Origin of the sequence: Pseudomonas sp. B6002, assembly GCF_013385985.1 — a bacterium.
GTDB lineage: Bacteria > Pseudomonadota > Gammaproteobacteria > Pseudomonadales > Pseudomonadaceae > Aquipseudomonas.
Window position 1 is genome coordinate 308,850 of sequence record NZ_JACAOY010000012.1, and the last position, 26,360, is coordinate 335,209.

A 26,360-nucleotide genomic window follows, 5' to 3' on the forward strand; every position below is an offset into this window, starting at 1 on the left:
GGGTGCGATCCTAACCCACTCGATGGCCGTCACAAAGGTTTCACGGGTATTTGTTATCCGCGTATGTCGGAAAAGCCCCACAACGGTGCAGCACAGCGCAGGTGTAGACACGTCGGCGAGTCACGCAGGCAAGCAATTGATGTGTAAGTAGTTATGACTTCAGTCGATTTCCACCATCCAGTCGGTGTCCCTGAACCACTTGTCGTGCAACCGATCGTAGGTGCCATCCTGGGCGATCTGATTGAGGAAATGGTTGATCCAGTTGACGCTGTCGTAATCGCCTTTCTTCAAGCCAAAGGCCAGCGGCTCGAAGGTAAAGGGCTGTTCGAGGGACAACAGCGTACTGTTTTCCGGCCTGGCCAGCGCGATCAGGTTGTAGGGGGCGTCGTGGATAAAAGCATCAGCCTTGCCCTCCACCACCTGGCTGACCCCGTCTTGCGGGTTTGCAAAACGGGTCACTTGTGCAGCCCCCAGAAATCGCCGCGCCGCCAACTCCCCCGTGGTGCCTTCGCTGACAGCGATGCGATAACCGGCTTCATCCAGGTCTTCCACGCTGCCGACCCGGCCGGCAAGGCTGGGGTGCAGCAGCACAGTCTGGCCCACCACGATAAAGGAGTCGCTGAAGTTCAGCTTCAGGTTGCGCTCCTGGGTAACGGTCATGCCGCTGCCGATCAGGTCGAACTTCTTCGCCGCCAACCCCGGCAGCAGGTCGCCATAAGGTACGGCCACCAACTCAAGCTCTACGCCCAGCGCCTGGCTCATGGCCTGGAGCAAGTCGATCTCGAAACCCACGATCTGCCCGTGTTTATCGGTCATTTCGAAAGGCATGTAGGTAGGTGAGGTACCGACTTTCAGCACACCGCGCCGAACGGCATCATCGATGGCGCCTGCCTGCCCCAGGCTAACCTGAATCAGCGCAATAGCGCCGATCAGCCATGCCGAACAATACCTGTTGATCATGAATCCCCCTGTCACCGAATCAAATTTCGGGGGCGATCCTAACCCAGCCACAGGCACGGCAATACGCCCAGCACCTTGGACTTTTGTTTCGAAATAACAAGGAGTTAGCGCCGAAAGGAAGCGGCGGAAAACGCTGTAGGACCAGCGTTCGAGGCGCCCCCGAGAACAACCTCGGGGGCGTCTGAATCAGGCCGGTTGGGCCTGGGACGACTGCGGCTGCAACGGCAGCAACGGCGCGTGCGGATCAGCCTTGATCGACTGGCGCCATGCACCCAGCCACTCGGCATGCCCTTCGCTCCAGACCTGCTCGTGCAGGCGAGCCAGGGCGACCGGGTCGCTGAGCAAGGCCAGGCGTTCACCGTTGTTGAGGCCGGCCGGGCCGACTTTCAACGCGTGACGAACACGCTCCTGGCGCAGGTACTCGATCGGCTCCGCCTCGCGGTGACGCGAAGTCGCCAAGGCACAGGCCAGGGCGTTCTGCTGCGGGTCGACCACCGAACGAATGAAACCGTCATTGAGCGCATGCCAACGGTTCTCGTGGGTGTACTTCTCGGTCGACAGCAAGGCTTGTGGCGGGTTGTATTCCTCAGGAATCAGGAACAGGCTCTCGTCGCGGGACTTGAGGCCCAGCTTGACTCGGCTGGAAATCACCGACACCGGGATCGACAGCATCAGCGAACCGACGATCGGGATCAGCCACCACAGGAAGCTCGGGTTCAACCACACCACCAGCAACGCCCAGAGGAAGCCCAGCACGGTCTGCGGGCCGTGGCGCTTGACCGCCTCGCCCCACGGAGTGGAGTCGTCGTCACGCTGCGGCGAGTTCCAGGTGGCGGCCCAGCCGAGGAACGCGGCGAGTACGAAACGGGTGTGGAAGATCATTCGCACCGGCGCCAGCAGCATGGAGAACAGCATCTCCAGCAGCATCGACAGGGTGACCTTGAACTTGCCGCCGAACTCTTTGGCGCCCTTGGCCCAGATCAGGATGATGCTCAGCAACTTGGGCAGGAACAGCAGCACGATGGTGGTGGAGAACAGCGCCACTGCCTTGTCCGGGTGCCATTGTGGCCACAGCGGGTACAACTGGCGCGGCGCCATGAAGTACTGCGGCTCCATCAAGGTGTTCACCGCCAGCAGCGCGGTGGACAACACCAGGAAGAAGAACCACAACGGTGCCGACAGGTAGGACATCACGCCGGTCAGGAACACCGCACGGTGTACCGGGTGCATGCCTTTTACCAGGAACAGGCGGAAGTTCATCAAGTTGCCGTGGCACCAGCGACGGTCACGCTTGAGTTCGTCCAGCAGGTTCGGCGGCAGTTCTTCGTAGCTGCCCGGCAGGTCGTAGGCAATCCACACGCCCCAGCCAGCACGGCGCATCAGCGCGGCTTCAACGAAGTCGTGGGAAAGGATCGCACCGGCAAACGCACCCTTGCCCGGCAATGGCGCCAGGGCGCAGTGCTCGATGAACGGCTTCATGCGGATGATTGCGTTGTGACCCCAGTAATGGGATTCACCCAGTTGCCAGAAGTGCAGGCCGGCAGTGAACAGCGGGCCATACACACGGGTGGCAAACTGCTGCATGCGCGCATACAGGGTGTCCATGCCCGACGCACGCGGCGCGGTCTGGATAATCCCGGCATCCGGCGTGGCTTCCATCAGGCGCACCAGGCTGGTGAGGCATTCGCCGCTCATCACGCTGTCGGCGTCGAGCACCACCATGTACTTGTATTCACCGCCCCAACGACGGCAGAAGTCATCGAGGTTGCCGCTCTTGCGCTTCACACGGCGGCGACGGCGGCGATAGAAAATCTTGCCGAAGCCACCGGCTTCACGGCACACGTCGAGCCAGGCTTGCTGTTCGGCGATACAGATATCGGCGTCGTTACTGTCACTGAGCACGAAGAAGTCGAAGCGGTCCAGGTCGCCTGTGGCGGCCACCGATTCGAAGGTTGCACGCAAACCGGCGAATACCCGGGGCACGTCTTCGTTGCAGATCGGCATCACCAACGCGGTACGGGCGTCTTTCGGAATCGGCTCGTCACCGGCACTTTTACCGGAGATGCGGTATTTATCGTGACCGGTCAGCAGTTCCAGGAAGCCCATCAGCGCGGTCCAGAAACCGGCCGACACCCAGCAGAACAGAATCCCGAACATGATCAGAATGCTGGTTTGCAGGGCGTAAGGCAGCACCTGGGTGGCGGTTTGCAGCAGGGTCTGGTTGCGAATTTCGTCGAAGTCGACCAGCGACCAGCCCTGGTACGGCATGATGCCTTTCATGTACCAGCCGGCCACGATGGTCTGGCCGAGCATCAGGATCAGCAGGATGTAGCGACGGATCGAACCCACGGTGCGCCAGCGTGCAGCCGGCAGCACGCGCTCGTCTTTCGGCGGTTTTGGCGGGTTGGTACGACCGGTCAGCCGGCGCCAGCCGCGCACCAGGATGTTGGTGCGCCACGGCTCGGGCACGACCTTGGTCCGACGGATCGGCGGCGTGGCCTTCAGGCACACCCGGCCACCGGCGTCGAGCGCAAGCATTTCAGCGTCTTGCAGCTCTTCGGCGGTGTTGAGGGTCAACCGACGGCCGACCGAGGCCTGGGCGGCATCGGTCGGGGCGTCGAACGTCGACGACGACAGGCGTTCATGCAACTCGCTGAAGGACGTGCAGCCCGCCAGTTCGGCGCGCTGCTCAGCGGTCATCGGGAGGTGCGCCAGGTACTCAGACAGCGTCTCTGGCGTGGCTTGAGAATTACTCATCGGCAGGCAACTGATAGCTCCAGGTCTCGGTCAGGACTTGTTCGGTCTTTTCCGGCTCCGGTGTGGCTGGGGCAGCTTCTGGCTGCTTGGCTTCCTTGTCTTTTGCATCTTTGGCGTCTTTCTTGGCCTGTTTCTCGTGTTGCTTGGCCAGGACCTTGTCGGCCTTGAGCACTTGGGTCGACACCTTCTCAGGTTCCGGCTTCACGATGTCCTGGACCAGGGCCGCACGCATCTCGGTAGGCTTGCCGGCGTCCTTGATCTTCATGCGCAGGGTCAGGCGCCAGCCTTTGGTGTGCTCGTTGTAGCGCACGCTGTTTTCAACGACTTCGGCGTTTTCACCCACGCTGACCTGGCTGCGCACCGGGGCGTCCGATGGCAAGGCCTTGAGGGACGGGCCCTCGAAGTCCACCAGGTAGGCCACGCTGCCGTCAGGCTGGCGGATCAGGTTGGATTGTTTCACGTCACCGGTGGAACGCAGGGTCTGCTTGACCCAGGCGCTGTCGGCCGGGTGCAGCGATTTTTCGTCCATGGTCCAGTGCAGGCGATAGCTGACATCCAGCGGCTTGCCGACTTCCGGCAACTCGGCCGGGCTCCAGAACGCAACGATGTTGTCGTTGGTTTCGTCGGCGGTCGGAATCTCTACCAGGTTGACGGTGCCTTTGCCCCAGTCGCCCTCAGGCTCGATCCAGGCGCTTGGGCGCTTGTCGTAGTTGTCGTCCAGGTCTTCATAGTGGCTGAAGTCGCGGCCACGTTGCAGCAGGCCGAAACCACGCGGGTTTTCAACGCTGAAGTTGCTGACCGACAGGTGTTTAGGGTTGTTCAGTGGGCGCCAGATCCACTCGCCGTTGCCGGCATGGATCGACAGGCCGCTGGAGTCATGCAGCTCGCGACGGTAGTTGAGGACCTTGGACGGCTGGTTCGCGCCGAACAGGTACATGCTGGTCAACGGGGCAACGCCCAGCTTGCTGACCTTGTCGCGCAGGTACATCTGGGATTTGACGTCGACGATGGTGTCAGTGCCAGGGCGCAGGGTCAGGCGATAAGCGCCGGTGGCCCGTGGCGAATCCAGCAGGGCGAAGATCACCAGCTGTTTCTCACCCGGTTTCGGACGTTCGATCCAGAACTCGGTGAAGCGCGGGAATTCTTCGCCGGACGGCAATGCAGTGTCGATCGCCATGCCACGGGCGGACAGGCCATAGGATTGGCCCTTGCCCACGACGCGGAAGTAGCTGGCGCCGAGCATGGTCATGATTTCGTCTTGCTTGTCGGCCTTGTTGATCGGGTACAGCACACGGAAGCCCGCGTAACCCAGCTGCTCGGTGGCTTTAGGGTCGAACTTCACGTCGCCGAAATCGAAACGAGTCGGGTCGTACTTGATTTCCTGGACGCTGTCGGCAGTGACTTCGTTGATCTTCACCGGCGTGTCGAAGTGCATGCCCTGGTGATAGAAGGACAGCTTGAACGGCGTGTTCTGATCGGCCCACTCGGCTTTTTCGTTGCGGAAACGAATCTTCTGGTAGTCAGCGAATTTCATTTCGCGGAATTCGTTCGGCAGATTGCTGCGCGGAGCTTCGTATTTCTGCCCGGCCAGCTCTTTTGCCTTGGCCGACACATCGTCCAGACTGAATGCCCACAGTTGACCCGCGCCGAACAGGCAAAACAGGGCGGAGCCCGTCACCAGTGCGTTTCGTAACCGTTTGGCAGACAATTTTGGTGCATTACAGGGACTAACAATCACGAGCAACCCTCGCCGAAAACAGATCAAAAAACCAACGGCCAGCTATCTATATGCCAGGTTGGCGAGCATTGTTCCGACTCCCCTGGGGCAAAATGATTCCCCATTGGTTGTCGGACAAGTCTCTACCTAAGTCAAAAATGGACCAAACAACGCTGATCCCCGTAGCGCGCGATTATCTAGTAGCCCGCGAAACAACGCATCAGGGACAACGAAGTATTTGTAGCGAAACCCTGCGTTTTTAGGCATTAAAAGTCGTTTTTAATACATTCACGTCTGCAAGAGGAAGGTCACAGGGCCATCATTGACCAAATGCACCTGCATATCAGCGCCAAAACGCCCCGACGCCACCTTGCCATGCAATTGTTGCGCTTGTAACAGCAGGTGATCAAAAAGCGCTGCTCCCAGGGCCGGAGGGGCCGCCGTGGAGAAGCTCGGCCGTAGCCCGCTCTTGGTATCCGCCGCCAGGGTGAACTGCGACACCAGCAGCAAACCGCCGCCGATGTCCTTCAAGGACAGGTTCATCTTGCCCTCGTCATCGCTGAACACCCGATAGTTAAGCAGCTTGTGCAGAAGTTTGTCGGCGCTCTCGGGTGTATCGCTCGGCTCCACGGCCACCAGCACCAGTAAACCCTGGTCGATTGCCCCAACCACTTCGCCCGCGACTTCGACCCGGGCGCCGCGCACCCTTTGTAACAAACCCTTCATGCTTCTTCTGGCGGCAGATCAAGCAGGCGCCTTGCCATTTCGCCGGTGGCGCGCACCAGCGCATCGGTGATGCCCGGCTCGGACGCGGCATGGCCGGCCTCGCGGATCACCTGCAGCTCACTGTTGGGCCAGGCCTGGTGCAATTCCCAGGCGTTATCCAGCGCGCAGATCATATCGTAGCGCCCGTGGATGATGACGCCAGGCAGATGGGCGATCTTGTGCATGTCGCGAATCAGCTGGTTCGGCTCCAGGAAGGAGTTGTTGGTGAAGTAGTGGCACTCGATGCGTGCGATGGACAGCGCACGCTGGGGCTCGGCAAAACGCTCCACCTGCGCCTGGTTCGGGCACAGGCCCAGCATGCGACCTTCCCAGGTCGACCACGCCTTGGCCGCGTGCATCTGGGCGATCTGGTCGTTGCCGATCAGGCGCTTGTGGTAGGCGCCGAGCAGGTCGTGCCGCTCATCCTGCGGGATCGGCGCCAGGTAGTCCTGCCAGTAGTCCGGGAACATGCGGCTGGCACCGGTCTGGTAGAACCACTCAATGTCTTGGGGCCTGGCGAGGAAAATGCCGCGCACGATCAGGCCAAGCACGCGCTCCGGGTGGGTTTGCGCGTAGGCCAGGGCCAGGGTCGAGCCCCAGGAACCGCCAAACAGCACCCATTTGTCGATGCCCAGGTGCTCTCGGATGCGCTCCATGTCGGCGACCAGGTCCCAGGTGGTGTTGTTTTCCAGGTTGGCGCGGGGGGTGGAGCGCCCGCAGCCACGCTGGTCAAAGGTGACAATGTGATAAAGGTTCGGGTCGAAGTAGCAGCGGCTGTTTGCGTCGCAACCGGAGCCAGGGCCACCATGGATGAATACGACGGGCAAGCCTTCGGGGGAGCCACTTTCATCGACGTACAGGGTGTGGATGTCATCGACGGCCAGATCGTGCCGGGCGTAGGGTTTGATCTGCGGGTACCAAGTCTGCATTGCGCGCTCCGTAGGGTGTCGGGTTCATCCCTGGGGGGACGTCTATTATTTTGCCGTCTGGCACTATAAACCCGAATTGTGCAATGAGCATGTCCTTGAGCACTTAGACCTGTGTCAGCCCTTCGCTCCTCAGGTAATACAACAAGTAGTCGTAGAGCTGATCCACTTCCGGCACCTGCCCACGCGCGCGCAAGCAGCCGTGGACCAATCCCTTGCCGGGATACAACACCGCCTGCCCCCCTGCCCCTTGCAAACGCTCGGCATACAGCATGCCGTCATCGCGCAACGGGTCGAACTGGGCCACGGCGATCAACGCCTTGGGCAGCCCGCCGAAATCTTTGGCCAGCAGTGGCATGGCGTAGGGCGTGGGCTGACCGGTCCCCTGCAGGTAAAGCGCCAGGTAAGACTCGGTGTCGGCGCTGCTGAGCAGGGGCGCATCCCTGCAATCACGGCGCGACGGCAAATCAGCCGGGCCGCCTAATCCTGGATAAATCAGCACTTGGGCGCAGGGCAGCGGCTGGCCGTCATCGCGCAAGCCCAGGCACAACGCCGCCGCCAGGTTGCCGCCGGCACTGTCGCCCATCACTGCCAGGCGCTGCAGGTTAATGCGGCGTGTCGCCTCCCCAGCCTGGATCGCTTGCCACACGGCCCGGCAATCCTCGTAGGCGGCCGGAAACGGATGTTCAGGCGCCAGCCGGTAATCGATGGCGATCACCAGCACGTGCAGGGCCGTCGCCAGTTCGAAGCAGATGAAATCGTGGGAATCCAGGCCACCGACGGCCCAGCCGCCGCCGTGCATATAAAGGAGGCAGGGCCAGCCGTCGGTAGGTGCGGGTGCCTCAGGCTGGTAGATGCGTACGCCGACACCGCCGAGGCAGAAGTCCTCAATGAACAGGCCTTGTGGCCGTGGCGGGGTGAATGCGCGGCACATGCGGTCGTAGTTCTGGCGCAAGCCGGCCAGGGATGAGTCGTCGCGGGTGAAGGATTCGGTTTGGGTGATGAAGGTGCGCATCTGCGAAGAAACAGGGTATTCAGCCATGCATCAGTCTCCCTGACCATTGAGGTCAAATGTAGGAGCCGGCTTGCCGGCGATAGCTGTTTGCCAGGCAACTAATCATTGCCTGATAGACCGCCATCGCTGGCAAGCCAGCTCCTACAGGTTGTCCGGTGTGGGGTTCAGGGTTTCAGGCTGGCCCGTACCGCCGCCGCGCCATCACCGCCATCAAACGCTTGAACGCCGGCCAGCCAGCGCTGCAAATCCTCAGGATGATCACGCAACCATTGCTTGGCCACATCCTGCGGCGATTGGCGCTCCATGATCGGCACCATCAGCTGGCTTTCCTGGGCGGCGGTGAAGGTGAGGTTTTCCAGCAGGCGGTTGGCATTCGGGCAGCGCTCGGCAAAATCCGGCGCGGTGACGGTGGACACGGTGGCGCGGCCTTCATCGGCGCCGAACACGTCTTCACTGCCGGTGAGGTAGGCCATTTTCATGTTGATGTTCATCGGGTGCGGGGTCCAGCCGACGAACACCACGAACTCCTTGCGGTTCACCGCCCGCTGCACCGCCGCCAGCATGCCGGCTTCACCGGAAGCCACCAGTTTGAAACCGCCGAGGCCGAAGTGGTTGGTGTCGATCATCTTCTGGATATCGGTGTTAGCGCCGCTACCGGGCTCGATCCCGTAGATCTTGCCACCCAGTTTGTCCTTGAAGCGGGCGATGTCGGCAAAGGTCTTCAGGCCTGCGTCGGCCACGTACTGCGGCACGGCCAGGGTGGCCTGGGCATCGGCCAGGCTGGGTTTGTCGAAGACTTTGACTTGCTTGGCGGCCAGGAACGGCGCGATGTTGTTGTCCATCGCCGGTTTCCAGTAGCCGAGGAAGATATCCAGGCGCTTGTCGCGAATGCCGGCAAAGATGATCTGCTGCACCGCGCTGGTCTGCTTGCTGTCGTAGCCCAGGCCATTGAGCAGCACGTCGGCCATGCCCGAGGTGGCGATCACGTCAGTCCAGCTGACCACGCCCATGCGGATGCTTTTGCAGGAGGCCGGCTCGGCGGCCATGGCGTTGGCGCTGATCAGCACGGCGCAGGTGAGGGTCAACAACAGTCTTTTCATGGATGAGGTCTCACTCGGCAGCTTTTATTGTGGGGAGTGGCGTCTGGTGCGCCGTATCCACAACCTTACCCAGCGGGATCTCGATAAACACGACCTGTGGCGACCGGCAGTTGCACAGAGGCGACCGTGAGGGCCTCATCGCAGGCAAGCCAGCTCCCACCTTTGACCGAGTTTCAACATGAGAATAGGGTCAAAAATGTGGGAGCTGGCTTGCCTGCGATGGCGATATCAGCCGTAACGCTTCTGCCCCCAGGCCAACAACCCTTCCAGCAACTGCTTCAACACCACCTGCGCCGGCTCCGCCAGGTCCGGCCGATACCGGAACGGCTCAACCTCTTCCATATACGTGCTCTGACACAGCTCCAACTGAACCGCATGAATATCCTGCGCCGGGTTGCCGTAATGCCGGGTGATATGCCCGCCCTTGAAACGCCCATTGAGCACATGTGTGTACTGCGCGTGCTGGGCGCAGATGCCTTCCAACTGGCTGGCCAGTTCCGGGTCGCATGCGGCGCCGTTGAAGGTGCCGAGGTTGAAGTCCGGCAACTTGCCGTCGAACAGGTGCGGGATCACCGAGCGGATCGAGTGCGCATCGAACAGCAAGGCGTAGCCGAACTCGGCTTTGAGGCGCGCGAGTTCTTCCTGCAGCGTGCGGTGGTACGGCCCCCAGATCTTTTGCAGGTAGGTCACGCGCTCTTCTTCGGACGGCACCTGTCCCTCAAGGAACAATGGCACACCATCGAACAGCGTCGCCGGGTACAGCCCGGTCGTGGCGCCGGCATAGAGCGGCTTGTCGTCCGACGGCCGGTTCAGGTCGATCACGAAGCGCGAATACTCCGCCGCCAGGGTGCTGGCGCCCAGTGCTTCGGCGAAGTCGTACAGTGTAGGGATGTGCCAGTCGGTGTCCGGCAGGCTTTGGGCCTCGGGGATCAACCCGGCTTCGACCGCAGGCGTGAGGCGCAGGCCGGCGTGGGGCATGCTGATCAGCAGCGGCACACGGCCTTTTTTGAACGTCAGAACCTTATCCACAGCAGCACTCCTTCATACAGTGACGTCGACGCCATGGCGCACGACGCGTTTATCCAGCTCGCCACCCAGCCAGTAGGCCAGGTCAGCGGGGCGATCAATCTGCCAGGCGACAAAATCGGCCACCTTGCCCACTTCCAGGGAACCATGGGTATCGCCCATACCCAGCGCGGTCGCCGCATGAGTGGTGGCGCCGGCCAAGGCTTCTTCCGGGGTCATGCGGAACAGGGTGCAGGCCATGTTCAGCATCAAGCGCACTGACAACGCCGGCGAGGTGCCAGGGTTGAGGTCGCTGGCGATGGCGATTTTCACAGCGTGCTTGCGCAGAGCGTCCATCGGCGGCAATTGGGTTTCGCGCAGAAAGTAGAAAGCCCCCGGCAACAGGACCGCGACGGTGCCGGATGCGGCCATGGCGATGGCATCTTCTTCAGTCATGAACTCCAGATGATCCGCCGACAGCGCGTGGTAACGCGCCGCCAGGCTGGAGCCGTGCAGCGACGACAGTTGCTCGGCGTGCAGCTTCACCGGCAGGCCGAGCTGCTGGGCCACCTTGAACACACGCTCCACCTGCTCGGTGGAAAACGCCAGGTATTCGCAGAACGCATCCACCGCGTCCACCAGCCCTTCCGCCGCCAGGGCGGGCAGCATCTCGGTGCAGATGTGGTCGATGTAGTCGTCAGCGCGGTCCTTGTACTCCGGTGGCAACGCATGGGCCGCCAGGCACGTGGCTCGCACGCTGACCGGGAGCACGTCACCGAGGCGACGGGCTACGCGCAGCATCTTGCGTTCGTTGGCCAGGTCCAGGCCGTAGCCGGACTTGATCTCTACCGTGGTCACGCCGTCACGCAGCAGGCTGCGCAGGCGTTTTTCAGCGCTGGCAAACAGTTCATCCTCGGTCGCGGCGCGGGTGGCGCGTACAGTGCTGGCAATGCCGCCACCCTTGGCTGCGATCTCGGCGTAGCTGACGCCTTCGAGGCGTTGCTCGAACTCGCCACTGCGATTGCCACCGAACACCGTGTGGGTGTGGCAGTCGATCAGCCCGGGGGTGACCCACGCGCCTTGCAGGTCATGCACCTGGGCGTAATCCGCCGTGGGCACTTGGCTGCGGGGGCCGATCCACTCGATGAGCGAACCGGCTGTGACCATGGCGGCATCCTCAATGATCGAGTACTTGCCCTGGGCCATGGTTGCGACGTGGCAGTGTTGCCAAAGCGTTTTCATCAACGCCTCCCTAGATTAACGATGAGACAAAGCCGGGTCGTGATGGACCTTGGCCGCTTGCCCGGCCGCAGGCTTGACCCACAGCAGGTAGGCCACGACCAGCAGCACGATCCATACGGCGCCGACCAGCAAGGCAGCCTGGGTGTCCGGGAAGTAACCCAGCACACCAAACACGAACAGCATGAACACGATGGCGGCGGCCGGCGCATAGGGCCAGAACGGCACCGGGAATTTCAGCTCGGCGACCTGCTCCTCTGTCATGGAGCGGCGCATGGCGACCTGGGTGAACAGGATCATCAACCACACCCACACGGTGGCGAAGGTGGCAATCGAGGCGATCAGCAGGAACACGTTTTCCGGGATCAGGTAGTTGAGCACCACGCCGCCCAGCAGCGCTGCGCCCATGACCACTACGGTCATCCACGGCACGCCCTGTTTGGACAGCTGCGCAAACCCCTTGGGTGCCTGCCCTTGTTGGGCCAGGCCATACATCATGCGGCCGGCGCCGAAGATGTCGCTGTTGATGGCCGACACGGCCGCCGAGATCACCACGATATTGAGGATGGTCGCCGCCGAGCCAATCCCTAGGTTGCTGAAGATCTGCACGAACGGGCTGCCCTGGCTGCCGATCTGCGGCCATGGGTAGATGGCCATCAGCACGAACAAGGTCAGCACGTAGAACAACAGAATGCGCAGCGGCACGGCGTTGATCGCCTTGGGGATCACACGTTGCGGGTCTTTGGCCTCGCCGGCGGTGATACCGATGATCTCGATGCCACCAAAGGCAAACATCACCACCGCGAACGAGGCGATCAGGCCGCCGACGCCGTTAGGCATGAAGCCACCGTGGGCCCACAGGTTGCTGAGGCCACTGGCCTGGGTTTCACCCGCCGAGTGGATGCCGAACAGCATGATGCCGAAACCGCCAAGGATCATCGCGACGATGGCGCCGACCTTGAGCAGCGACAGCCAGAACTCCATTTCGCCAAACACTTTGACGTTGCACAGGTTCAGGCCGCCGATCAAAAACACGATGCCGAGCACCCAGACCCAACGCGCGACTTCGGGAAACCAGAAGCCCATGTAGATGCCGAACGCGGTGACGTCAGCCAGGCAGACGATGATCATCTCAAACGCGTAGGTCCAGCCGAGGATGAAGCCGGCCATGGGGCCCAGGTAGGTGCTGGCGTACTGGCCGAAGGAGCCAGCCACCGGGTTGTGCACGGCCATCTCGCCGAGGGCGCGCATCACCATGAACACCGCGGCGCCACCGATCAGGTAGGCGAGCAGCACGGCCGGGCCGGCCATCTGGATGGCGGAGGCGGAGCCGTAGAACAGCCCGGTGCCGATCGCGGAACCGAGTGCCATGAAGCGAATATGTCGGGCACTTAGCCCGCGTTTCAAACCCTTTTCTTGCTGGAGCATTTCTCGTCCCTAATTATTCTTATCCTGAGAAAAATTCAGAGCCTGACGCCAATCACTGTAGGAGCTGGCTTGCCAGCGATGGCGGCGTGTCAGATAGACCGCTATCGCCGGCAAGCCGGCTCCTACAGGAGTTGTTGCGCCTTACAAACTTGGCAGCAGCTTGGCCGGCACCAGTTCATTCAGGCAGCGGCTGGCGAGCAGTTCGCTGGCGGCGTTGATGTCCGGGGCGAAGAAACGGTCTTTTTCATAGAACGCCACTTTGTCGCGCAGGATGCCGCGCGCTTTCTCAAGCTTGGCCGAGGTCTTGAGGCCGTCACGCAGGTCCAGGCCCTGGCACGCGGCCAGCCATTCAACCGCCAACACGCCACGGGTGTTCTCGGCCATTTCCCACAGGCGCTTGCCCGCAGCCGGGGCCATCGACACGTGGTCTTCCTGGTTGGCCGACGTCGGCAGACTGTCCACACTGTGCGGGTGGGCCAGTGCCTTGTTCTCGCTGGCGAGCGCGGCAGCGGTCACCTGGGCGATCATGAAGCCGGAGTTCACCCCGCCATTGCCCACCAAAAACGGCGGCAGTTGCGACATGTGCTTGTCCATCATCAGCGAGATACGGCGCTCGCTCAGGGAACCGATTTCGGCGATGGCCAGGGCCATGTTGTCCGCGGCCATGGCCACGGGTTCGGCGTGGAAGTTACCACCGGAGATCACGTCGCCTTCGGCGGCAAACACCAGCGGGTTATCCGACACGGCGTTGGCTTCGACCACCAGCACTTCAGCGGCCTGGCGGAACTGGGTCAGGCACGCGCCCATGACTTGTGGCTGGCAACGCAGGGAGTACGGGTCTTGCACCTTGTCGCAGTTCTGGTGCGACTGCGACACCTGGCTGCTGTCGCCGAGCAGGTCGCGATAGGCGGCCGCTGCATCGATCTGCCCACGCTGACCACGCGCAGCATGAATGCGTGCGTCGAACGGCGAGCGCGAACCCAGCACCGCTTCCACGGTGAGCGCGCCGCACGCCAGGGCGCCAGCGAACAGGTCTTCGCCTTCGAACAACCCGCGCAGTGCGTAAGCGGTGGACACCTGGGTGCCATTGAGCAGCGCCAGGCCTTCTTTGGCGGCGAGGGTCAGCGGCGTGAGGCCGGCGACTTTCAGCGCTTCGGTGGCTTCCAGCCATTCGCCTTTGTAGCGCGCCTTGCCTTCGCCCAGCAGCACCAGGGACATGTGCGCCAAGGGCGCCAGGTCGCCGGAGGCACCGACCGAACCTTTCAGAGGTATATGCGGGTACACCTCGGCATTGATCAGCGCGATCAGCGCGTCGATTACCTGGCGGCGAATCCCGGAGAACCCACGGCTGAGGCTGTTGACCTTGAGCACCATGACCAGCCGCACCAGCGCATCGCTGATCGGCTCACCGACGCCGGCGGCGTGGGACAGCACCAGGGAACGCTGGAGGTTTTCCAGGTCTTCGCTGGCGATGCGGGTCGAGGCCAGCAGGCCGAAACCGGTGTTGATGCCGTAGGCGGTGCGGTTCTCGGCGAGAATCTGCTCCACGCAGGCCACACTGGCGTCGATCTGCGCCGTGGCGCTGTCATCCAGACTGAGGGTTACCGGCTGCTGGTAGATGGCCCGCAGTTGGGCGAGGCTCAGTTGGCCTGGAATCAGGTTTAGCGCAGTCACATTCATGCTCCTTTTGAGAGTGTTGTTAACTACCAGTCGCTCCGGATGCTTCCGTTATCCGCCGCGGCCCTCTTTTAGAGCGACTCGCGGCTTGGCACGCTGGTTATTGTTGGAAAAACGTCAGTGCAAATTCGGCAAGGTGCGCTGCAGCAACGCGGCGTCCTTGAGCAAGGCGGCGGCGGTGGCGATGTCCGGCGCAAGCCAACGGTCCTGCTCATACGCTGGCACCCCTTCACGCAGCAATCGCCAGGCGCTGTCAGTGCCGGCGCCGAAACGCTGGTCCTTCAGGAACTCGAACGCCTGGGCCGCCAGCAGGTACTCGATGGCGAGGATCTGCGTCACGTTGGCCAACACCTGGTGCAGCTTGAGCGCGGCATTGGTGCCCATGCTCAGGTGGTCTTCCTGCAGGCCCGAGGTGACGAAGTTGTCGAGTACCGCCGGTTGCGCCAGCTGGCGGTTTTGCCCGCACAGGGAGGCGGCGACGTACTGCACGATCATCATCCCGGAGTTGACCCCGGGGTTGCTCACCAGGAACGCCGGCAAGCCACTGACGTGCGGGTTGATCAGGCGGTCCAGGCGGCGCTCGGCCACGGAGCCGATCTCGGCCATGGCGATGGCGAGCATGTCGGCGGCCAGCGCCACGGACTGCCCGTGGGGGTTGGCCTGGGACACCACGCGGTAGTTGTCCGGCGTGCCGAGCACCAGCGGGTTGTCGGTGGCGCTGTTGAGTTCGGTCTCGACCTGGCGGGTGGCGTGCTCCACTTGATCACGCGCGGCGCCGTGAATCTGCGGGATCGAACGGATGCTCAAGGCGTCCTGGGTGCGGAGGCCTTTGCTGCTGGCGATCACTTCGCTGCCGTCGAGCAAGGCGCGCAGGTTGATGCCCACTTGCTGCATGCCAGGGTGTGGCTTGAGCGCAATGATTTCTTCATCGAAGGCGTCGATCTGCCCGCGCTGGGCCTCGAAACTCATGGCGCCGATCACGTCGGCCCATTGCAGCAAATGGTGAGCATCGGCCAGGGCCAGGCAGCTCAGGCCGGTCATGCACGGGGTACCGTTGACCAGGCACAAGCCGTCTTTGGCGCCGAGCACCACAGGGTGCAAACCTTCTGCGCTTAATGCCTCTTGCGCCGAAACGATCTTGCCCCGGTAACTCACATTGCCGACGCCCAGCAAGGCCACGCCGACATGGGCCATGTGGGTCAGGTAACCCACCGAACCCTGGGACGGCACTTGCGGCGTGATGCCGTGGTTGAGCAGCGCCAGCAGCGAATGCACCACCTGCGGGTGCAGGCCGGATTTGCCGTGGCTGTAGTTGATGATGGCGGCGCAGATGATTGCGCGGGTCTGCTCGTCACTGAGCACCGGGCCGACGCCGCAGGCGTGGCTCAGCAGCGTATTGCGCGACAGTTGGCTGAGCTGCTCGCCCTTGAGCGACACATTGCACAGCGCGCCCAGGCCGGTGTTCACGCCGTAGGCGCGTTCGCCGCTGGTGACGATGCGTTGCACGATGGCTTGTGCATTATCGATGCGTGCCCAGGCCTGGCCCGAGAGTTCGAGGACGGCGCCGTGACGGGCGACGGCGACCACGTCCTGCCAGCGCAATGGCGTATCCGCGATGGTGATTTTTGTTGGCTGGGACATCTTTATACCTTCTTCAATTCTTGTGCAGCCTTACCGGCCTCTTCGCGGGCAAGACTGCTCCCACAGTTGATCGGGTTCATGCAGGGCAACTGTGGTGAGGCTGTTGGCCTCAATCGCAGGCAAGCCAGCTCCCACAGGGGAATGCATTCCAAGGTGGGAGCTGGCTTGCCTGCGATGGCGCCAGCCAACTCACCACACAATCCGGATCAGACCACCGCCGCCCGCCGCTGTACGAACCGGTCCACATACTCATCCGCCGGCGAGTGCAGGATCTCTCGCGGTGTGCCGACCTGGATCAGCTTGCCATCCTTGAGGATCGCAATGCGGTTGCCGATGCGTACGGCCTCGTCGAGGTCGTGGGTGATGAACACGATGGTCTTGTGCAGGGTCTTTTGCAGCTCGAGCAACTGGTCCTGCATCTCGGCGCGGATCAGCGGGTCGAGGGCGCTGAAGGCTTCGTCCATCAGGATGATGTCGGTGTCGGCCGCCAAGGCGCGGGCCAGGCCAACGCGCTGGCGCATGCCGCCAGAGAGCTGGTGCGGGTATTTGTTTTCGTAGCCCTTCAGGCCCACGGTTTCGATCCAGTGCAGCGCGCGCTCGGCGCAGACCTGCTTGGTTTCGCCACGCACTTTCAAGCCGTAGGCGACGTTGTCGAGCACGCTCTTGTGGGGCAACAGGCCGAAGCTCTGGAACACCATGCTGATCTTGTGCCGACGGAATTGGCGCAGGGCTTCCATGTCCAGTTGCAGGATGTCTTCGCCGTCCACCAGGATCGCACCGCTGGTGGGGTCGATCAGGCGGTTGAAGTGGCGCACCAAGGTAGATTTGCCGGAACCCGACAGGCCCATGATCACGAAGATCTCACCGGTGCCGATGCTCAGGGACAAATCGTTCACGCCGACCACACAGCCGGTCTCGGCCAGCACCTGGTCCTTGGTCTTGCCTTGGCCGATCAGCGACAGCGCGTCCTTGGAACGGGCGCCGAAGATCTTGAAGACGTTTTTAACTTCAATTTTGCTGACAGTAGTCATTTGCTCGCCTCATGCCGTGGACGACCATAGGCCTGGGTAATGCGGTCGATGACCACTGCGAGAATCACGATCGCCAGCCCGGCTTCGAGGCCGCGACCGACGTTGAGGGTCTGGATGCCGACCAGCACGTCTTCACCCAAGCCACGGGCGCCGATCATCGAGGCGATCACCACCATCGACAGCGCCATCATGGTGGTCTGGTTGATACCGGCCATGATGCTCGGCAACGCCAGCGGCAGTTGCACGCCGAACAGTTGCTGCCAGCGGTTGGCACCGAAGGCGTTGATGGCTTCCATGACTTCGCCGTCGACCTGGCGAATGCCCAAGTCGGTCAGGCGAATCAGCGGCGGTGCGGCGTAGATCACCGTGGCGAAGATCGCAGGGACTTTGCCCAGGCCGAACAGCATCAACACCGGGATCAGGTACACGAAGCTCGGCATGGTCTGCATGATGTCGAGCAACGGCATCAGCACCGAACGCAGGCGATTGCTGCGCGCCGACAGAATGCCCAGCGGGATACCGATCAGCACCGAGATCACCGTGGCGACCATCATCAAGGCCAGGGTCTGCATCAGCTTGTCCCACAGGCCAACCGCGCCCACCAGGAACAACAAACCGACGATCACCGCCGTGGTCACCACCTTGCGGGTGGCATGCCAGGCAACGCCGGCAACGATGGCCAGCATCAGCCACCACGGTGCTGCGCGCAGCAAGCCTTCCAGGTTGACGATGGCCCACAGCAGGGTGTCGGAGATGTGCCGGAACACATCGCCGTAGTTGGTGACCAGTGAATCCACCCAACTGTTGACCCAGTCGGCAATGGAAAACGTAAAACTCTCAGGAAACATATCGTGCTCTCGATCCAGTGGGTTGTGGCCAAGTGCCCGGCCAGCCCCTCAGGGTAGCCGGGCACACTTGACCTACAAGGCCGCGTCGATTTTCTTGGCTGCGTCGTCGCTCACCCATGCGTGCCAGACTTCAGGATGTTCCTTGAGGAAAATTTTCGCCAGTTTTGGCGATTCAATTCGCTCTTTGGCCATGCGACCGAGGTTCTGGTTCAGCAGGTCGATGGGCAGGTTGACCTTTTCCAGCACGGCCACCAGCTCTGGCGCCTGCTCGTGGAAGGTCTTGGACAGGCCGACCTTGATGCTCACGCTTTTATCCACGCCGGGCTTTTCTTCCAGCTTGACCAGGTCGACCTGGCCCATCAGCGGCGTCGGCGACCAGTAGTAGAACAGGATCGGCTCGCCACGCTTGTAGCTCGACAGCACCGCCGCATCCAGCGCCGGGCCAGTGCCTGGGCGGAAGTTGGTGTAGGAATTTTCCAGGCCGTAGCTTTTCAGCATTTCGCTGTTGTCCAGCTCGCAGGTCCAGCCGGCCGGGCAGTTGTAGAAACGCCCCTTGGACGGCTCTTCCTGGTCCTTGAACACCGAGGCGTACTTGGCCAGGTCGGCGATGTTTTTCAGGTCCGGCGCCTTGGGCTCCAGCTTGCGCTTGGCATCGCCCTCGATCACATAGCGCGGCACGTACCAGCCTTCGATCGCACCGACCACCGGAGCACCGACGCCCACGACTTTGCCGGCCTTCTCGGCCTTGTTCCAGACTTCACTGCGGCCCACCCATTCTTCGGCGAAGACCTGGATGTCGTTGCTGCTCAGGGCGTTTTCCATAGTGATGGAGTTGCCCGGCAGGCTGTCGGTTTTGCAGTCGTAGCCTTTTTCCAGCACGGTTTGCAGGATATCGGTGAGCAACATGCCGCTTTCCCAGTTAAGGCCGGCGAACTTCACCGGCTTGCCGGATTCGCACCAGCCGGCCGCCTGGGCGCCAGCACTGGCCAACACGCCCGCAGAGAACACAGTGGCCAACAGGGTTTTATTCATCTTCATTGTTGTGACGCTCCCAATCTTGAAATGGATTACGGCAGTCAGTAGGCATCCTGCCCTGTCCACGTCCCATCAGGCTTGTACCGCCAGCCCGTTTGTCGTCGTTGGTGCAGCGCCCTGCTCTGCTGGCAGGATCAGGTGTTCAGGAATTGCGCTGTGCCACTTTTTGGCGGCCCAGTAATACAGTGCAGCGGGCACCACCAAGCCGATGATCCAGGAGATATCGGTGTCGCCGAGGCTGGCGACGAGGGGGCCGGTGTAGAAGTGCGTCGAGATGAACGGCATCTGGATCAGCACGCCGAACACATAGATGCTGATGCCCATCAGGTTCCAGCGGCCGTAGCGACCGTTGGGATTGGACAACGCAGGAATGTCATAGCGCTCTTTGGTGATGCAGTAGAAGTCCACCAGGTTGATTGCACTCCAGGGCGTGAAAAACGCCAGCAGGAACAGGATGAACGCGGAGAAATCCTTGAGGAATGAGTCTTTTCCCAAAAGTGCCAGCGCGGCGGCAATCGAGACCATCAGGAAGATGTACAGCAGGCGTACCGCACTGGAGATGTGCCGGCTGCCACGAAAGCCGCTGATGATCGTCGCGATGGACATGAAGCTGCCGTAGGCGTTGAGGGTGGTCACGGTGACCTTGCCGAAGGCGATGCTGAAATACAGCAGCGCCGCGACAATGCCGGTGCCGCCCAGGCCGACGATAAACGAGACTTCGTGGTGAGCGAATTGCGCGCCGGCCAGGGCTGCCGCGAACACACCAAACACCATCGACGCCTGCGCTCCGATCACCGAACCCAGACCAACGGCCCAGAAGGTTTTCGACGCGCTGGTGCTGCGCGGCAAATAGCGCGAGTAGTCCGCCACATACGGGCCGAACGCGATCTGCCAGGACGCCGACAACGAAATCGCCAACAGGAAACTGCTCAGGGAAAAGTGCTTGTTGCCCAGCAACGCCGCCACGTCGTTACCCGCCAACAGTTTGTAGAACAGGTACACGAACGCAATCACGCCCAGCACGCTGGCCACGCGGCCGATGCCGTGGATGACGCGGTAGCCGAAAATGGTGAACACCATGATCAACCCGGCGAACAACACGATGCCGACCCAGTCTTCCACGTGCAGCAACTGCGCCACCGCCTGCCCCGCCAGCAACGAACCGCTGGCCGAGAAGCCGATGTACATCAGGCACACCAGCACCAGCGGGATCACCGCCCCATACACACCAAACTGCACACGGCTGGAAATCATCTGCGGCAAGCCCAGTTGCGGGCCTTGTGCCGCATGCAACGCCATCACGCCACCGCCCAGCAGTTGGCCGATCAACAGACCGATCAACGACCAGAACACATCACCGCCCAGCACCACGGCCAGGGCCCCGGTGACAATCGCGGTGATCTGCAGGTTGGCACCCAGCCACAGGGTGAACTGGCTCAATAGACGACCATGTCTTTCCGCTTCCGGGATGTAGTCGATCGAGCGCCTTTCGATCAACGGGGTGGTGTCATTTGCAGCCATGTTGTTCAACCTCTGATGGATTGTTTTTGTGTGCATTGCTGTTCTTGTAGGAGCTGGCTTGCCTGCGATGCAGGCGACTCGGTCTGTCAGTCAAACCGATGTGATGCCATCGCAGGCAAGCCAGCTCCCACACAAGCCCGCTCCCACATTGAGTTACTTGATCATTGGGAGGTTGAGGCCCTGTTCTTTGGCGCAGTCGATCGCGATCTGGTAGCCGGCGTCTGCGTGGCGCATCACGCCGGTGGCCGGGTCGTTGTGCAGCACGCGGGCGATACGCTCGGCGGCTTCGTCGGTACCGTCGCAGACGATGACCATGCCGGAGTGCTGGGAGAAGCCCATGCCGACGCCGCCACCGTGGTGCAGCGACACCCAGGTCGCGCCGCTCGCGGTGTTGAGCAAGGCGTTGAGCAGTGGCCAGTCGGACACGGCGTCGGAACCGTCCTGCATGGCTTCGGTTTCACGGTTCGGGCTGGAGACCGAGCCGGAGTCGAGGTGGTCGCGGCCGATCACCACCGGCGCCGACAGCTCGCCGCTGCGTACCATTTCGTTGAACGCCAGGCCCAGCTTGGCGCGTTGGCCCAGGCCGACCCAGCAGATACGCGCCGGCAGGCCCTGGAAGCTGATGCGCTCGCGCGCCATGTCCAGCCAGTTGTGCAGGTGGGCGTCGTCCGGGATCAGCTCTTTGACTTTGGCGTCGGTCTTGTAGATGTCTTGCGGGTCGCCCGACAGCGCCGCCCAACGGAACGGGCCAATGCCACGGCAGAACAGTGGGCGGATGTAGGCCGGTACGAAACCCGGGAAGTCGAAGGCATTTTCCACGCCCTCTTCCTGGGCCATCTGGCGGATGTTGTTGCCGTAGTCGAAGGTCGGGATGCCTTGTTTCTGGAATTCCAGCATGGCTTTGACGTGCACGGCCATCGACTGCTTGGCGGCCTTGATCACGGCAGCCGGCTCGGTCTTGGCGCGGGCGCGGTATTCGTCCCAGGTCCAGCCGGCTGGCAGGTAGCCGTTGAGTGGGTCGTGGGCGCTGGTCTGGTCGGTGACCATGTCTGGGCGCACGCCACGCTTGACCAGTTCCGGCAGGATTTCCGCCGCGTTACCCAGCAGGGCGATGGAGATGGCCTTGCCTTCCTTGGTGTATTTGGCGATGCGAGCCAGGGCGTCGTCGAGGTCGGTGGCTTGTTCGTCGACATAACGGCTGTTCAGGCGGAAGTCGATGCTGACCTGCTGGCATTCAATGTTCAGCGAGCAGGCGCCAGCCAAAGTAGCGGCCAGAGGCTGGGCGCCGCCCATGCCGCCGAGGCCGGCGGTGAGGACCCAGCGGCCGGTCAGGTCGCTGTTGTAGTGTTGGCGGCCGGCTTCGACGAAGGTTTCGTAGGTGCCCTGGACGATGCCTTGGCTGCCGATGTAGATCCAGCTGCCGGCGGTCATCTGGCCGTACATGGCCAGGCCCTTGGCATCCAGTTCGTTGAAGTGTTCCCAGCTGGCCCAGTGCGGTACCAGGTTGGAGTTGGCGATCAGTACACGCGGAGCGTTGCTGTGGGTCTTGAACACGCCAACCGGCTTGCCGGATTGCACCAGCAGGGTTTCGTCGTCGTTCAGGTTAGTGAGGCTCTCGACGATCTGGTCGTAGCACTCCCAGTTGCGCGCCGCACGGCCGATACCGCCGTACACCACCAATTCTTTCGGGTTCTCGGCCACTTGCGGGTCGAGGTTGTTCATCAGCATGCGCAGCGGCGCTTCAGTCAGCCAGCTTTTGGCAGTGAGCTTGTTACCGTGGGCGGCACGGATTTCGACGTCACGGTATTTTGTAGGCTTGGTCACAACAAGAACTCCTCGGCGATCGATGCGCGAACATGGATGGTGCGAAGGAGAGTCTTACGCACACATCTTTACTTGTACATACAAGCATATGCAATCAAGCGGCCAACTTGGCGAGGGGGTTGTCGAGATTTTTTTGGAAAGTACGCGCGAGCCTTGGAAATTAAGGCTTCGGGGCTTGATGAAATTTCTTACGGAGGGTTTTTACAGCGAGAGAGGTTTGGCGTGTCGGCGTGGTTTTGCGCCACGCTGGGGCATTCGGTAACAAATTGGTGCGAGGGTTGGAAACAGATTTTATCTACACCACAAAACCACTGTAGGAGCCGGCTTGCCGGCGATGACGGTGTTTCAGATAGACCGCTTCGCCGGCAAGCCGGCTCCTACAGGGTTAATCGCGTGGGGTCAGTTCGATGATGCAGCTGCGGCCGGCTACGGAGATATCCAGCAAGCCGGTGTTACCGTCCACTTGCAGGCAGTCGTGGTGACCGAGCTTGTGGTCCAGCACCTTCACTTCATCCGCCACACTGAACACCAGCACAGTCTGCGCGGTCGTAAAGAATTGCTGCACGCCGTCCACCCACTGCAACCGCGCGTGGTAACGCTGGGGCGAGTAGATCAGGTTGAAGTCGCGAATCGGCCCGGTAATCAGGCGGCAAGACACTTGGCTGTCACCTTTGAACGCGAACGGTTGCAGCGGTAACAAACCGCGCTGCTCCTCACCGTCGACCGTCAACACCATGCCAGCACCCTGGATCACGGTGATGACGCGCTGGTAACCAGCGAAGGTCGAGAACCCGCCCGACTCGCCAATGTCGGCAATCGACAGGCGCCAGCCAAAGCCATCGAGACCTGCGCCTGCGTCACGGGTGATTTCTTCGGTGCTGCCACCGCCGTTTTTCCACGGCATGCGCACGTAATCGGTGGCGCGCCAGACTTTCACTGCACTCATTTACTGAAACGTCCTTCCAGGCTATGACGGGAACCGGGGTGGATCAAACGCGCGGCGGTCACCGGCTGGCGGCCCGACCAGGTGCGTCGGCGGATCAACAGGCAGGGCTCACTCGGTTCGATCTGCAGCAGCTTGCACTCGGCGGCGTCTGCGAGGATCGCTTCAACCACGTGCTCGCCTTCGGTGAGCGGCGCCACCTGGTTCAAATAGGCGTAAGGGGTTTGCTGGGTGAAATCCTGCTGCAGGTATTCCGGCGCGACCAGAGCGTTGACGAAACGGTCTTCGATTTGCACGGGAATATCGTTTTCGAAGTGCACGATCAGCGAGTGGAATACGCGCCCGCCTTCACGCATCTCCAAGGCAACGGCGCGCTCGGAGCCCGCAGCCTCTTCGCCCAGATGGATGACCTGGCAAGTGTGCCGATGACCGCGGGAGGCGATCTCATCGGCAATGTTGTGCACTTCAAACAGCGCTGACTGGCTCTTGGGCTCGGCGACGAATGTGCCGACGCCTTGCATGCGCACCAGCAACCCTTCGGCGGTGAGCTCGCGCAGGGCACGGTTGATGGTCATGCGGCTGAAGCCCAGTTCGCTGACCAGCTCGCTCTCGGACGGCACGCGGTAATGGGGCGGCCAGTTGCCGGTGAGAATCTGCTGGCTGATCATCTGTTTGACGCGGGCATACAAGGGCGCCGGACTTTCGTCCATGTGGGCAGCCAGCGAAGAGTTGGCGGGCGGAGTCGGCACAGGGAATCCTTGCAGGGGGAAAAGATGCATAGATTGCCGGAGTTTACCGAGCAGGCAAACGTCTGTATATGTATATACAAATAAACACACGACCGGGGTGCCTTGATCATGTCCGCTTTCTTTGCCGAACGCGCGCTGCTGCCTAATGGATGGGCCAATGATGTACGTCTTGAAGTCAGCGCCGATGGCCTGCTGACTAAGGTTGAGGCCAATGCCAGCGCAGAGGGCGCCGAACGGCTGAGAGGCCCGTTGTTGGCGGGCATGCCGAACTTGCACTCCCATGCATTCCAGCGCGCCATGGCCGGTTTGGCCGAAGTGGCCGGCAACCCGAATGACAGTTTCTGGACCTGGCGCGACCTGATGTACCGGATGGTCGGCAAAATCAGCCCGGACCAATTGCAGGTCATCGCACGTCAGCTGTACATCGAGATGCTCAAGGCCGGCTACACCTCGGTCGCCGAATTCCACTATGTACACCATGACGTCAGCGGCCAGCCGTACGCCGACCGCACCGAGCTGTCGCGCCAGATCAGCCTGGCGGCGGCCAGCAGCGGGATTGGCCTCACGTTGTTGCCGGTGCTTTACACCCATTCCGGGTTTGGGGGCCAGGTGCCGAATGAGGGCCAGCGGCGCTTTATCAACAGCACTGAACACTACCTGGACCTGCAGGCTCGCTTGAAGCCTATCCTCGCCGCACAACCGGCCCAGCAGTTGGGCCTGTGCTTTCACTCCCTGCGCGCCGTCACGCCCCAGCAGATCAGCGAAGTACTGGCGGCCAGCGACAAAGCCTGCCCGGTGCATATCCACATCGCCGAACAGCAGAAGGAAGTCGACGACTGCCTGGCCTGGAGCGGCAAGCGACCTCTGCAGTGGCTGTATGACAACGTCGAGGTCGATGAGCGCTGGTGCCTGGTGCACGCCACCCACGCCGATGCCGAAGAAGTGACGCGCATGGCCAAGAGCCGTGCGATTGCCGGTTTGTGCCTGACGACCGAAGCCAACCTGGGTGACGGCATTTTCCCGGCCGTGGATTTCCTCGCGCAGGGCGGGCGCATGGGCATCGGTTCCGACAGCCATGTCTCGCTGAGCGTGGTGGAAGAATTGCGGTGGCTGGAATACGGCCAGCGCCTGCGCGATCAGCGGCGCAACCGGTTGTATCGCAGTGATCAGCCGATGGTCGGCCGCACGCTGTTTGATGCTGCGCTGGACGGTGGCGCTCAAGCATTGGGGCAGCCGATTGGTCGCCTGGAGGTGGGTAAACGTGCGGATTGGATTGTGCTGGACGGCAGTGATCCGTATCTGGCGACGGCGACAGAGGACGGGATTCTCAATCGCTGGCTGTTCGCCGGGGGCGACCGGCAGGTGCGGGATGTGCTGGTGAACGGCAAGTGGGTGGTGCGCGATGGGCGGCATGCGGGCGAAGAAGACAGCAGCCGGGCGTTTACCCAGGTTTTGAAGGATTTGCTCGGTTAACTGGCGACACATAACAAATGTGGGAGCTGGCTTGCCTGCGATACAGGCACCGCGGTGTATCAGTTACACCGCGGTGATGCTATCGCAGGCAAGCCAGCTCCCACATTTTTTGATCGGCGTTGATTCAGGTTTATTGCGAGGTCTTGGCCATCTGCTTATCCGACGTGCGCCAGATCAAACGTGTGGTGTCGTACCCCTGCTGTCGCGCCCTGCTCAGCAGGTCCTCGCGGGTGTCGGCATTCACAGTTGGCGTGCGCGACAGGATCCACATATAGCGCCGGCTCGGGCTGCCCACAATCGCGGTCTTGTAGTCATCACTGACGTACAGCACCCAGTAGTCGCCCTTGGCGACGCCTGGCAGCAACGACGTGAACCAGTTATTGAATTCCACCCAGAGCTTGTCGGTCTTGCCCGGTACTTGCGGCGTGGCCGTGCCTTTGGCTTCTTCCCACTTCCATTCGGTCGTCAGGCAGCGGTTGAACACCGACATGTCGCCATCGGGCAACAGCGTGTAACGGGCTTCGGACTGGGCGCAGTTGCGCTGGAAGTACATCGGCAATCGAGCCAACTCATACCAGGTGCCCTGGTAACGCTTGAGGTTGACGTTGCTCGCTGTCTTGGGTTGCAGATCGTCGCCAGAATGGCTGGCGCAGCCCGCCAAAAACAGGCTGGCACAAAGGTATAAAACAAAACGCATCATTCTTTT

The 26,360-nt window shown here is 61.7% G+C and carries 20 protein-coding genes and 1 pseudogene; 1 reads left to right on the forward strand and 20 read right to left on the reverse strand.

Features of this window, described 5'->3' with window-relative positions; genetic code table 11:
- Positions 1-159: 159 nt before the first annotated feature.
- The 19 genes and pseudogenes from HX792_RS17510 to hutC form a co-directional block, all read right to left on the reverse strand.
- Positions 160-960 (reverse strand): transporter substrate-binding domain-containing protein, encoded by an 801-nt coding sequence (locus HX792_RS17510; RefSeq protein ID WP_176997253.1) that lies wholly within the window; start codon positions 958-960, stop codon positions 160-162.
- A gap of 184 nt (positions 961-1,144) precedes the next feature.
- Positions 1,145-3,717: pseudogene (mdoH, locus tag HX792_RS17515) on the reverse strand (glucans biosynthesis glucosyltransferase MdoH); the annotation flags it as partial.
- Positions 3,710-5,398 carry a glucan biosynthesis protein G gene (locus HX792_RS17520; RefSeq protein ID WP_218172715.1) on the reverse strand — a complete coding sequence of 563 codons (1,689 nt, stop codon included), beginning with the start codon at positions 5,396-5,398 and terminating at the stop codon, positions 3,710-3,712. The gene HX792_RS17520 and the pseudogene mdoH, both read right to left, overlap by 8 nt.
- A 324-nt stretch (positions 5,399-5,722) precedes the next feature.
- Positions 5,723-6,160 (reverse strand): D-aminoacyl-tRNA deacylase, encoded by a 438-nt coding sequence (dtd, locus tag HX792_RS17525; protein WP_078740275.1) that lies wholly within the window; start codon positions 6,158-6,160, stop codon positions 5,723-5,725.
- Positions 6,157-7,128 (reverse strand): prolyl aminopeptidase, encoded by a 972-nt coding sequence (pip, locus tag HX792_RS17530; protein WP_176997256.1) that lies wholly within the window; start codon positions 7,126-7,128, stop codon positions 6,157-6,159. The genes dtd and pip overlap by 4 nt, the downstream gene beginning before the upstream one ends.
- A 103-nt stretch (positions 7,129-7,231) precedes the next feature.
- Positions 7,232-8,167, reverse strand: a complete 936-nt coding sequence (locus tag HX792_RS17535) for an alpha/beta hydrolase (protein ID WP_176997257.1) — start codon at positions 8,165-8,167, stop codon at positions 7,232-7,234.
- Positions 8,168-8,304: 137 nt separating this feature from the next.
- Positions 8,305-9,240 carry a choline ABC transporter substrate-binding protein gene (locus tag HX792_RS17540; protein WP_176997258.1) on the reverse strand — a complete coding sequence of 312 codons (936 nt, stop codon included), beginning with the start codon at positions 9,238-9,240 and terminating at the stop codon, positions 8,305-8,307.
- Between the two features lie 228 nt (positions 9,241-9,468).
- The gene (gene hutG / locus HX792_RS17545; RefSeq protein WP_176997259.1) at positions 9,469-10,269 is read right to left on the reverse strand and encodes an N-formylglutamate deformylase; all 801 of its coding nucleotides are present in this window, start codon (positions 10,267-10,269) and stop codon (positions 9,469-9,471) included.
- A 12-nt stretch (positions 10,270-10,281) separates the two neighbouring features.
- Positions 10,282-11,487: an imidazolonepropionase gene (gene hutI, locus HX792_RS17550; RefSeq protein WP_176997260.1), complete on the reverse strand. Its 1,206-nt coding sequence runs from the start codon at positions 11,485-11,487 to the stop codon at positions 10,282-10,284.
- Between the two features lie 15 nt (positions 11,488-11,502).
- Positions 11,503-12,912 carry an amino acid permease gene (locus tag HX792_RS17555; RefSeq protein WP_176997261.1) on the reverse strand — a complete coding sequence of 470 codons (1,410 nt, stop codon included), beginning with the start codon at positions 12,910-12,912 and terminating at the stop codon, positions 11,503-11,505.
- A gap of 141 nt (positions 12,913-13,053) precedes the next feature.
- Positions 13,054-14,592, reverse strand: a complete 1,539-nt coding sequence (gene hutH / locus HX792_RS17560; protein WP_176997262.1) for a histidine ammonia-lyase — start codon at positions 14,590-14,592, stop codon at positions 13,054-13,056.
- 114 nt (positions 14,593-14,706) lie between these two features.
- Complete coding sequence (gene hutH, locus HX792_RS17565; RefSeq protein WP_176997263.1) at positions 14,707-16,230, reverse strand: histidine ammonia-lyase; 1,524 nt, start codon at positions 16,228-16,230, stop codon at positions 14,707-14,709.
- Positions 16,231-16,436: 206 nt separating this feature from the next.
- A complete protein-coding gene (locus tag HX792_RS17570; RefSeq protein ID WP_050572407.1) occupies positions 16,437-17,261 on the reverse strand; it encodes a glycine betaine/L-proline ABC transporter ATP-binding protein in 825 nt (274 codons plus the stop codon).
- On the reverse strand, positions 17,258-18,109 hold the full coding sequence (locus HX792_RS17575) for a proline/glycine betaine ABC transporter permease (RefSeq protein WP_176997264.1): 852 nt from the start codon (positions 18,107-18,109) through the stop codon (positions 17,258-17,260). The genes HX792_RS17570 and HX792_RS17575 overlap by 4 nt, the downstream gene beginning before the upstream one ends.
- Before the next feature lie 72 nt (positions 18,110-18,181).
- Positions 18,182-19,147 (reverse strand): ABC transporter substrate-binding protein, encoded by a 966-nt coding sequence (locus tag HX792_RS17580; protein ID WP_176997265.1) that lies wholly within the window; start codon positions 19,145-19,147, stop codon positions 18,182-18,184.
- Positions 19,148-19,216: 69 nt separating this feature from the next.
- Entirely contained in the window at positions 19,217-20,665 is a 1,449-nt protein-coding gene (locus HX792_RS17585; protein ID WP_176997266.1) for a cytosine permease, read from the reverse strand.
- A 153-nt stretch (positions 20,666-20,818) separates the two neighbouring features.
- Positions 20,819-22,489 (reverse strand): urocanate hydratase, encoded by a 1,671-nt coding sequence (gene hutU, locus HX792_RS17590; protein ID WP_176997267.1) that lies wholly within the window; start codon positions 22,487-22,489, stop codon positions 20,819-20,821.
- A 385-nt stretch (positions 22,490-22,874) separates the two neighbouring features.
- A complete protein-coding gene (locus tag HX792_RS17595) occupies positions 22,875-23,435 on the reverse strand; it encodes a HutD family protein (RefSeq protein WP_176997268.1) in 561 nt (186 codons plus the stop codon).
- Entirely contained in the window at positions 23,432-24,142 is a 711-nt protein-coding gene (gene hutC / locus HX792_RS17600) for a histidine utilization repressor (RefSeq protein WP_256349867.1), read from the reverse strand. The genes HX792_RS17595 and hutC overlap by 4 nt, the downstream gene beginning before the upstream one ends.
- A 147-nt stretch (positions 24,143-24,289) precedes the next feature.
- Between hutC and HX792_RS17605 the strand changes: the two genes are divergently transcribed.
- Positions 24,290-25,654, forward strand: coding sequence for a formimidoylglutamate deiminase (locus tag HX792_RS17605; RefSeq protein ID WP_176997270.1), 1,365 nt, complete (start codon positions 24,290-24,292; stop codon positions 25,652-25,654).
- A 130-nt stretch (positions 25,655-25,784) separates the two neighbouring features.
- Here the strand turns inward: HX792_RS17605 and HX792_RS17610 are convergent, their stop codons facing one another.
- A complete protein-coding gene (locus HX792_RS17610) occupies positions 25,785-26,354 on the reverse strand; it encodes a lipocalin family protein (protein ID WP_017734862.1) in 570 nt (189 codons plus the stop codon).
- Positions 26,355-26,360 lie beyond the last annotated feature (6 nt).